The sequence below is a fragment of the Microbulbifer celer genome, from assembly GCF_020991125.1.
Classification (GTDB): domain Bacteria; phylum Pseudomonadota; class Gammaproteobacteria; order Pseudomonadales; family Cellvibrionaceae; genus Microbulbifer; species Microbulbifer celer.
On record NZ_CP087715.1, the window covers coordinates 59840 to 70776 of the forward strand.

Below are 10937 nucleotides of genomic sequence, written 5' to 3' on the forward strand. Positions count from 1 at the left end.
TGATAATACTTTATTCAATCGGTGATATGAGTCCGGGCGGGGTGATTCTGTCGCAATCCTTATGCTGGCAATCTACCTACTGGTAGAGATAAGCGTGGCCCGTGCGGAACTTCCACATTAATCACAAAATTTATCATACGATAGTATTGACTTTATGGTGGCTGCTCTGAAACTATATTTGATAGCGCTACCATCTGTTGGCGTAAATCAATAATAATCATGCCGTCCTGATGCCCCTGGGGTTGTGGTAAAGGGGGGACAGCGGCAAATAGCGATAAGAGGAGAGGGCTGCCATCTGGGGTTGTCCCGGCTGGTTGCTGTCAAAAAAATGGATAATAAGTACACGTTTTCCCCTTCCGATGTTTCCACTAACACTTCCTCCGGCCAGGTTGACAGGGGCCTGTTATTCAGGCGCTCGCTGCTGGCTGCAGCAATCATGGCCTGCACGTCACCGCTACTGGCTCAAGAAACTAATGATGTAGAGTCGGGTGAGCAGGCTGGTACCTCCACAGTTATTTCCGAAAGTGACGGCTCTGATATCGCCTCCGGCGCTCTCGAAGAGGTCTCCGTCACCGCGCAGCGCAGGGCCCTTGAGACTGCGCTGGAACAAAAGCGTGCCTCGGATACCGTCAGTGATTCCATTGTTCTGGATGAGGCCGGCAAAGTCCCCAGCACTTCGCTTCTGGAGATACTGCAGCGCGTGCCGGGCGTCACCATAAACCGGGTCCGGTCATCCGGATCGCCGGATCAATTTACGTTTGAAGGCTCCGGGCTTCAGATCCGCGGTCTGAGCGGAACCAAGGGCCTCATCAACGGCAGGGAAGTTTTTCAGGGCGGTCTCGGCTGGTCTGACATTGGCCCGGAGCTGTTGAAGGGCGTCACCACCTACAAGGCCAGTCGGGCAGATCTGATTGAAGGCGGTGTTGCCGGGACCATCGACCTGCAGACATATATGCCATTCGATTTCGATGGCACGCAGGTTAGTGCCGCGATGTCCGGCAGCTACGGTGATTTCTCAGAAAAAACATCCCCGAGTGCTTCAATTCTGGCTTCTACACGCTTCGATACCGACATCGGTGAATTCGGTGTTCTTGTTGATGGCGCCTATTCACGTATTGAAGCCAAAAACAGTTTTGCCCGCTTCCAGCCCTACTTCCAGACCGAGTATGAAGGGGAAACCGCGTTTGCACCCGGCGGCTTCTTCGCCGGTAGCGACCAGTTTGAACGGACCCGCGAAGGTTTTTACGGCGCGGTTCAGTGGCGCCCCACGGAGGAGCTTGAATTCTTCCACACCACATTTATTTCCGGCAGGGAAAGTATTCGCGATAGCCAATATATCTCTCCGGTCAGCAACACCATCGGTTTGGCCAAAGGCAGTGTGGTCGACGACGACGGCGTGTTTGTGCGCGGATCCATTATCAACAGTGCGGATCCAGAGGGTGGTATTCCGGTGGGCAGCACCAGCAACCATACGCCCTCGGAAAACCAGGCCCGCGATTTCAGCCAGGGATTTACCTACGCGTCTGGCCCGTGGGAGGTGCGCGGTACCTACCAGCACGTCGAAACCGAAAGGCATACATCCAAGTACGGTGTCAGTCTCAATGGGCCCGGCGTGGTTCAGCACTACATCGACGCTAGTGGATCAGGTCCGAAAATCGGCTTTGATGGCTCGTTTCAGGCCGATCCGGCGACCAGTGGTCTTTCCAACTTTGCCTGGTTGAACCAGGACAACGAAGCTCGCACCGACGCAGTTACTCTCGACGTGAGTTACGATATCGACAACAGCTTCTTCAGGAAGGCTGCCGTGGGCGCGCGGGTTGCACGCCGCAAGGAATCCGATAGTTTCGTCGGCACCTGGTGGTCGGCGTCGGGGCGCGGTTGGAACGACGTGCCGCAAACGTTCGTTGCCTCGGCGCCGGAAGGTGACTTCCGCCTTGAGGAGTTTTCAGATTTCTTCAAAGGCGATGTCGATGCACCGACTTCCGCCTATGTCGCCGATCCTTCGCTCCTGAAAGGCAGTCAGCTCGAGCGGCTGCTCAATACCTATGCGGCGTGCGCGCCCGATTTGCCGGTTAAATGCAGTGACCCGACGCAAAGTTTCTACCTCTACGGCAACCCTATTGACCCGACGTTCGGGCTACAGCCCAGTTTCAGTACCACGAGACCGGATACCCAATCGGCGTATGCCATGGTCGGGTTTGAAAACACCAGTACGAATCCATTCCTTAACTTTTCCGGTAATGTCGGTGTGCGTTATGTGCGCAACGAAGTGGAAAGTGTGGGGAACTTTGTTTTCAACGGTGGTGCCACCTACTACCAGACCCTGGAAGATGCGAAGACTTCACTGGAAATGATCGGCGGCATCGATAATCTGGAAGCCTGGCGAGAAGCGCATCCGGGCGAAGAGTTGCCGTTGACACTGACCAGTGTCACCAGTTCCTTTGATCGTACCGAGAGCTATACCGGCGACTATTTCCTGCCGTCGTTCAATATCAAGTTCGATCCATTTGAAAACTGGATCTTCCGCTTTGCGCTGACCAAGACATTGACGCCACCCAGCTACGGAGACATTCGCGCCCAGGGTAGCGCCGGCATCAATTCCGTGGAGAACCCTCTCGGCGGGGGAAGTGATTCCGGATTGCCCGGTATTTTCACTGGCTATGGCTATACCTCGGGAAATTCCAACCTCAAACCGGAAATCTCACTGAACAAAGACTTCTCGGTTGAATGGTATCCGAGCCGCGGGACAACCATGCATATGGCGCTGTTCCACAAGGCGATCGACAATAAGGTGCTCTATAACGATGTCGACTACGCCGCGAGTGACGTCTTCAGTGCGGATAAACCGTTATCCACCAGTACTGATGGCGGAGAGGCAATATTTGTCGATGGACCAATTAACGGTGCGGCGAGAATCAACTCGTACAAAACATCGACCGTAAAAGGGGTTGAGCTCGGTGGGCGGACTTATTTCGACAGCCTGCCGGGCCGGTTGAGCGGCCTGGGTGTCGATGCGAACGTCACATACATCGACAGCAGTGCACCGGATTCGCTGGCGTACGATATGACCGGCGCGACCATGACTGGACTGCCACTTCCCGGAATGTCGAAGCTGAACTACAACGTGACGATGCTTTACGACTGGGATAAGTTCAGCGCACGTCTGTCCTGGCAGTGGCGCGATCGCTATCTGATCACGACAAATGACAGCAGCACCACCAATAGTTATTCCGTTCCGGGGTCAGCGGAAGCGATTCAGTATTCGCTGCCCATATACGGTTCTGCAGATGGTCGTCTCGACGGCAGTATCGCGTATCAGTTCACCGATAACGTGAACCTCAAGTTCAACGTGGCAAATATCACCGACGAGATCACGGAAGCCGAAATGGAAGTCCTGCCGGGCAAGTTTGTCACGCGTAGCCATTTTATTTCCGATCGTCGCTACAGTCTGGACCTGGGGGTCAGGTTCTAATGACGCACCAGGTGCCTTTCGAGGCGCTGCGTCGCCCCGCGCCCGCATCCTCGGCGCGGGGTATCGGTGAGTTGGGGGGATCGCAATGACCAGAAAAATCCTGATTGTCGGCGGCGGGACCGCGGGTTGGATCAGCGCGGCCTACCTCGCGCAAATGCTGTCTGCAGACCTGCCCGGCGGTGCGTCGATTACCCTGGTGGAATCGGAGGATATTGGCATCCTCGGGGTTGGCGAGGGGACCTTTCCAATCATCCGCAGGACGCTCAGCCGCATCGGTCTTGATGAAACGGATTTGATCCGGGAGGCGGACGCCACCTTCAAGCAGGGCGTCCGCTTCCAGGGTTGGAAGTCCAATCCGGGCACTGGAAGCGATGATTGGTTCCTGCATCCATTTCAGGTGAACGCACAGCATACGGATATGGACCTATTGCCATATTGGTTGCTCGGTGTTGCCGGTAAGGTGCCATGGGCAGAGGCCAGTACGGTACAGGGGCGTGCCGTTGAAGCGATGCGTGCGCCGAAGTTGATTACCCACTCGAACTATGACGGGCCGCTTAATTACGCGTATCACTTCGATGCGGTGAAGTTTGCCGCGGTGGTTCGCCGCCGTGCGATGGAGTTGGGAGTGGCGCGGATTGTGGACACCATCGACGAAGTCCGCCTGGACGAGCATGGGGCTATCGCTTCATTGCAGGCGCGGGAGAGCGGTGAGCTGCAGGCGGATCTCTATATCGACTGCAGCGGTTCCCGGGCGCGATTGATCGGTGAGGCACTGGGATCGGAATTTACTTCCTATCGCGATCAGCTGTTCTGCAATCGCGCCCTGGCGATACAGATACCCTACGATCGTCCCGACACTCCGATTCCATCCTGTACTTATACCAGTGCACAAAATAGCGGATGGATCTGGGACATCGGCCTGCAAAGCCGTCGAGGTGTTGGCCACGTCTATTCTTCGGATCACTGCAGCGATGACGCCGCGCTGGCGGCACTACAGCGATATCTGGGGCCAGGTGCCAGTGACCTGCCGCACCGTAAGTTGTCGTTCGAAGCCGGGTTTCGCAAGACGCAGTGGCACAAGAACTGCGTTGCTATTGGGATGTCTGCGGGCTTCATTGAGCCGCTGGAAGCTACCGGCATCAGCTTTGCCGAAGTTGCCGTGCTGATTCTCAGTGGCCTGTTTCCCTGGTCGGGAGATTATGAGCTGGCCGCAAAGCAGTTCAATGCGCAGATGAACACCCGCTATGAGCATGTGATCGACTTCATCAAAATGCACTATTGCCTGAGTCAGCGGACGGATTCCGCATTCTGGCACGACAACCGTACACCCTCATCCATCTCTGACAGCCTGCAAGACCGATTGGCGCAATGGCGGCACCGGCCGCCGTCTTTTCTCGACGTGGATGCAAGCCACGATATTTTCGACGAGACCAGTTGGCAATACATCCTCTACGGCATGGGATTTCAGACCGATATTGGTCCCCGTGCCGGCGCCCTGCGCTTTTATGAAGACGCGCGGCGCGAGTTTGACAGCATCCGTCGCCAGAGCGACAAGGCGCTCAGGGTCATGCCGACGCACCGCGCATTGGTGGACGCTGTCGTTGCCGGCGGCTTCCGCCCCTCGCGGGGGCCACAGCGATGAGCTTGAATACCGCGTCCGATAGGGCACTCGTCAGGAACGTAGTTATCGTCGGTGGCGGCACCTCCGGCTGGATGTGTGCTGCGGCCATCGCACGTATGGCGCCGCCCGGTCTGACTGTCACACTGGTGGAGTCCGAAGAGATCGGCACGATCGGTGTCGGCGAGGCAACCATTCCCACATTAATCGAGTTCAACCGCTTTCTGGGGCTCAATGAGAACGATGTTCTGCGGTACTGTGGAGGAACCTTCAAGCTCGGGATCGAGTTCGTCGATTGGCTGGGCGCAGGGGAGCGATACTTCCACCCGTTTGGCCTGTTTGGTCGCGACACCCCTGAATTTGCCTTTCATCAGTTGTGGCTGCGACTGAAAGCCATGTCGGAGAATGGCGCGGCACCTGCCGACACCGCCGGTAGAATCCATGATTACAATCTTTGCTCGGTGGCGGCGGCACGAGGTCGGTTTTCTCCTCCGAGTATGGAGAGTGACACCATTCTGTCGACCATGCGCCATGCCTATCATTTTGATGCCAACCTTTATGGACAATTACTGCGCGGTTACGCCGAGCAAAAAAACGTTCGCCGGGTGGAAGGGAAGGTGGTCGATGTTGCACGAGACCCGGAGCTTGGCCTGATCCGATCGGTGAGTTTGAGTGATGGCCGGGCCATTGCCGGCGATTTGTTCATCGACTGCAGTGGCTTCCGGTCGCTGTTGATCGGGGATGCCCTGGGCAGTGACTTTATCGACTGGAGCCATTATCTGCCGTGTGACCGCGCGCTCGCCTTCCCTACCGCACGGATTGGTTCAGCGGTGCCATTCACACGGGCTACCGCAGACCGGGCTGGCTGGCGCTGGCAGATTCCCCTGCAACAGCGCAGCGGCAACGGCTATGTCTATGCTAGCGATTTCATCGACGAGCAAGAGGCACTCCGGCAGCTCCTCGACAGCGCCGAGGGCACCCCGCTCGCTGACCCGCGGCCACTGCGTTTCCGCACTGGCCACCGCCGCGTTTTCTGGGAAAAAAACTGTATTGCGATCGGCCTTGCCGGTGGCTTTATCGAACCACTGGAGTCGACGAGTATTCACCTGGCGCAGGTGGGGATCCAACGGCTAATTAATCTTTGGCCGGGGCGTGGCGTCAATGCCGCCGAAGTGGCGCATTACAACCGGGCGATGCGTATGGATTACGAGCGCATTCGCGATTTTATCGTGCTGCACTACCACGCCGCGCAGCGCAGCGATTCTGAGTTCTGGCGCTATGTCGGAAATATGGAGATCCCGGATACCCTTGCGAGCAGACTGGATATGTTCCGCGCAAATGGGCGAATTATTCCCGATCCCGAAGATTTGTTCACTGAACATAGCTGGCTGGCGGTGATGCTGGGGCAGGGCATCAAGCCGCGGAATTACGATGCACTGGTGAGTCGTATACCCGAGCGCGCGCTTATATACAACATGCGACAGCTGAAAGACGCGGTTGAAAAAACCGCGATGTCACTGCCAACACATCAAGACTATATCGACCGTCACTGTGCTGTACGAGTATGACTATGAAAAAGATAGAAACTATAAGAACGTTATTATTGTTGCCAATATTTACTGTTTTTTCCGTCTGCGGATACGCGCAAGCGTTCAAGCCCGGCGAAAACCCGATTTTCAGAAATATCTTTACCGCCGACCCAGCCCCATTGGTCGTTGACGATACCCTGTATGTTTATGTTGGTCACGACGAGGCCGGCGAAGGCCAGATGTTCAATATCACGGAATGGGTCGTGTACTCCACCACGGATATGAAGAACTGGACGTTTCACGACTCGGTTATGAAGCCTACCGATTTTGATTGGGCTGTCAGGGACGCCTGGGCTTCCCAGGTGATTGAAAAAGACGGGAAGTTCTGGTTCTACACAACCGTGGAGCATGGACCACCACACAATGCCAAGGCTATTGGCGTCGCCGTCGCGGATTCCCCGTTGGGACCGTTCAGGGATGCAAAAGGCTCCGCTCTGGTCTATGACGGTATGACCCCCACGCCGGAAGATCCACACGACTGGGACGATATTGACCCGACCGTATTTACGGATGATGACGGCACGACCTGGGTTGCCTGGGGCAACATGCATTTGTACCTGGCCAAGCTAAAGGCCAACATGATTGAGTTTGACGGACCGATTCAGGAAATATACCTGCCCAATTACACCGAGGGGCCCTGGCTGCACAAACGCGAGGACGTGTATTACCTGACCTATCCCTGCTTTGCGCATCAGAATATGTATGAAAAAATGTGTTATGCCACTGCGCCCCGAATTACAGGCGAGTGGACCTACCAGGGTATCCTTACCGACCGCACTGAAAATAGCTTTACGATCCACCCCGGCATCGTCGAATACAAGGACCAGTGGTATTTCTTCTATCACGACGCCAAACTTTCAATAGATGGTGTATCCGGGGCCATGGGCCGACGGTCTGTTGCCGTTCAGTACCTCTATTACAACGAAGACGGCACCATCAAACCGATTACGCAGACCAAAGATGGCGTGAGCTTCCCGCCCAAATCGCCAGAAAGTTACCAAGGGCCGGTTTTTAATCCCGCAGGTCCTTTGGTCGCGATAACAAGCGATATCCAAGTCACGCAGGATATCGCGATCGCGGCAACAGAGTGGAAAGGCACACCGGTATTGCAGACCACCGGTGATCCTTACCAAACGGCAATCATCCCGGAGAGTTTCAATCGTAGTGATCAGGGTGCCGCCACCCTGGGGCAAGTATTTCGTCCGGATGTCGACTTCAGGTTGCGTGAGGTCAGCCTGTACGTCGGAGACGGGCTTGGAACCACTGAATCTGAAGGGGTGACGCTGGCGCTTTACGAATTCGACGAAGATGTCGCGAATAGGGACGATAGGTATTCGTACGTAGTAGGAAATAATCTTCTGGGCCCAGATCACGACCTGAAAATCAATTATACACCTCAAGCGCAGGGATTGCTTCAGCTGCGGTTGGACGAATCTCGCCAACCTGTTTTACATGCGGGTAGAAGCTATGTTCTGGAACTGCAGGGAGTGCGCGGTTCGGCGCCACTTTTCTGGCGTAGGACGAAGACCGATACGTATCCGGGTGGTGCTGCGTATCAGGATCGATCACTGATTGAAAACGATCCGAACGCGGGCGATTTTGGCTTGGCACTATATGGGGATACGCTCGTAGGGCGATGATCTCAATATGAACGGTATTGTTTTCAATTTTCATGATGTCGTACTCTTGTTTATTGCCGGTGAGTGCGGCTTGCTGGCAATACTGTTTCTGGCCTGTCGAGGCATTAATCCACGGGCACACACGCTGCTAGCAATGTTCTTGATTTTTAACATGCTGGTTGCGGTCGATACGCTCATGTACTGGGGTGAAGCATTTCGCTACTGGGTGTTTCATCTATCGCCTGATCTATTCTTTCTTTTTGGGTTTGCCTATTTTCTGCAAGGTCCTGCGCTCTACTTTTATGTGCGGTTGATGACAAGTCGCAACTTTTCATTTCGTCGGACGCATATACTGCACCTGCTTCCGGCAATTGCTGCACAGCTTTATCTCTATTTTGCATACCACCGACACCCGGAAGATATTCAGGGTGAACTCGTTCTTAGCCTGAAAATTTTCAATTTTACGAGTGGTTATCACGACATTTTTTTGACGACGCAAAAATCCATTGTGGTGGCTTATGGGATAGCCTGTTTTTTTACTATCTCCCGCGGCTGTGATCTTTTCAAACGTCAGCGTTCGAAAAATAGGGGCACCCTATTAGTATGGTTGTACCTGTTGGTCGGCGGATTCCTACTGGTCTGGTTCTGGGGCCTCATTACACACATCTTTGGCATATATCGGCCCAGTGGTGCCAGCGACATGATGGGAGTCACCGGCAATTATATGACCGTTGTACTGACCAATGTCCTGGTGTTCTACAGCCTGCTAAGTTCGGGCGTTTTCGGCGGTCTCCGTCAGTATATGAATGCCGCTCAGACCGAAGACCCCGCGCCGGTTGACCCTCGCCTTGAAGAGCGGGTCTGCGCAGCCATGGAAAGTGGCAAGCTGTTTCTCAACCCCAGGCTGACCGTAGAAGAGTTCGCCGGGCATGTGAATCTTCCGCCGCGACAGGTTTCTTCGGCGATAAAGCGCCGGTATGGATGCAACTTTCTTGAGTACGTCAACAGCTACCGCGTGGAGGAGGCAAAAATCGGCCTGGCCGACCCCGCGAATCGCGACGAATCGGTACTGGATATTGCATCTAAATCCGGCTTTAACAGTAAAGCCACATTCAATCGGTTCTTCAAGAAGTTTGCCGGCGTTACACCGACTGAGTACCGGCGTCGTTGCCTGTCCGGCCTGCTCGATTGAACGTGGCGTCATGGGAGCCCCGCGCGTCTCAATTTTTGTTGAACAAAAATTGCAGCTTTACCTACTGCGGCGGGCGTATCAGGCTTTGCGGGCCATCGCCTGATCGGCAAGCCGTTCTATGTGGTGCAGGCGCTTGGGGGCCGAGCTACCCGTGTGCCGCTGAGCATGCAGGATTGATGCTCGGGAGAGCACTGGAGGCTTTTTCAGATTCAGATAAACATTGTTCGTATCTTCAGGGAGGAGCGACTATGTTCCACTCAACCTTTCATGCAATACGGGCGGCACTTATTGCCGTCGTGGCACTTGGACCCTTGGCCGTTGACGCCAAGCCATATAAGGCCGCGGAAATTTTTACCAATAACAGTCAACTCTACGGTAAGTACGTGTTTCGGATGCGCGCGGCTGAAGGCAGCGGAATCATTTCCAATTTTTTCCTGTGGAAAGAGGGTTCTGAACTTGCGGGCGTGACCTGGGAGGAGGTCGATATTGAAGTCTTCGGCAAGAATCAGGGTCGCGAATGGCAAAGCAATATCATTACCGGCCTGGACAGTCGGGTCACTTCCGAGCAGGTGCACAATGCCGGTGTGTCTCTCGCCGAGGACTACCATACCTACAGTATTGAATGGACGCCCCAATGGGTGCGCTGGCTGGTGGACGGGCAGGTGGTGCGAGAGACGCAGGGCGGGCAGGCCGGCGACCTGATCAGCCCCGCGCAGGCACGCTTCAATTTCTGGCCACCGAATATTCCGGCCTGGGTCGGTCCCTGGAACGACAGCATTCTGCCGGTGCATATGTTCGTCAACTGGGTGGAGTATCACAGTTGGAACGGCGCGGGCTTCACCTTTGAGTGGCGGGACGACTTCAATGCGTTCGACAGCGACCGCTGGGGCGTGGCCGACTGGACTTTCGCGGAAAACCGCGCGGATTTCGCACCGGCCAACGTGGCGACCGTCAACGGCTATCTGGTGCTGTCCCTGACTCACGAGGGACAGGAAGGCTTCAACGGAACCCCTCCCGGGGACAATAACGGAAGCTCGAGCTCGTCATCCAGCGGTTCATCCGGGTCATCGAGCTCATCTGGTTCATCCAGCTCATCGTCCAGTTCGTCGAGCGGCAGTTCGTCCTCTAGTGGCTCGGGCGGCGGTAATGTGTACCCGGTAGTTTCTGGGGGGCAGTCGGGTAATTTCAACACCAGCGGAGCCTACGGCTTCCGTACCCAGGACTCGATTTCCGGCTGGGGTGTCTCGAACTTCTCCGGGCGCTCGATTTCTGTGACCGTGAATGGCTCCGGTACTGCAGTGACTTCTCCCGGTGCGCCTTTGCCACAGAAGGGCTCCGGTGACTACTACATTTTTGAAGCCAGTGAAGGAGATTTTCCGTGGGCTTCAGTCTATTGGTGGTAAGGAAGTTTTCCTGAAAAGGCGATGATCTTCGGTATCCGAAGTAG

At 55.3% G+C, this 10937-nt stretch carries 6 protein-coding genes; all 6 read left to right on the forward strand.

From position 1 onward, the window contains the following. Positions 1-328: 328 nt before the first annotated feature. The 6 genes from LPW13_RS00260 to LPW13_RS00285 all read left to right on the forward strand — a co-directional run bounded on the left by LPW13_RS00260 (position 329) and on the right by LPW13_RS00285 (position 10893). Entirely contained in the window at positions 329-3472 is a 3144-nt protein-coding gene (locus LPW13_RS00260; RefSeq protein WP_230437450.1) for a TonB-dependent receptor, read from the forward strand. A gap of 85 nt (positions 3473-3557) precedes the next feature. Next, positions 3558-5114 (forward strand): tryptophan halogenase family protein, encoded by a 1557-nt coding sequence (locus LPW13_RS00265; protein WP_230437451.1) that lies wholly within the window; start codon positions 3558-3560, stop codon positions 5112-5114. Beyond that, positions 5111-6658 (forward strand): tryptophan halogenase family protein, encoded by a 1548-nt coding sequence (locus tag LPW13_RS00270; RefSeq protein ID WP_230437452.1) that lies wholly within the window; start codon positions 5111-5113, stop codon positions 6656-6658. Before LPW13_RS00265 ends, LPW13_RS00270 begins: the two co-directional genes overlap by 4 nt. A 2-nt stretch (positions 6659-6660) precedes the next feature. After that, the gene (locus tag LPW13_RS00275; RefSeq protein WP_230437453.1) at positions 6661-8319 is read left to right on the forward strand and encodes a glycoside hydrolase family 43 protein; all 1659 of its coding nucleotides are present in this window, start codon (positions 6661-6663) and stop codon (positions 8317-8319) included. Positions 8320-8326: 7 nt separating this feature from the next. Then, complete coding sequence (locus LPW13_RS00280; protein WP_230437454.1) at positions 8327-9490, forward strand: helix-turn-helix domain-containing protein; 1164 nt, start codon at positions 8327-8329, stop codon at positions 9488-9490. A 248-nt stretch (positions 9491-9738) separates the two neighbouring features. Beyond that, positions 9739-10893 carry a family 16 glycosylhydrolase gene (locus tag LPW13_RS00285; protein ID WP_230437455.1) on the forward strand — a complete coding sequence of 385 codons (1155 nt, stop codon included), beginning with the start codon at positions 9739-9741 and terminating at the stop codon, positions 10891-10893. Positions 10894-10937: the final 44 nt, after the last annotated feature.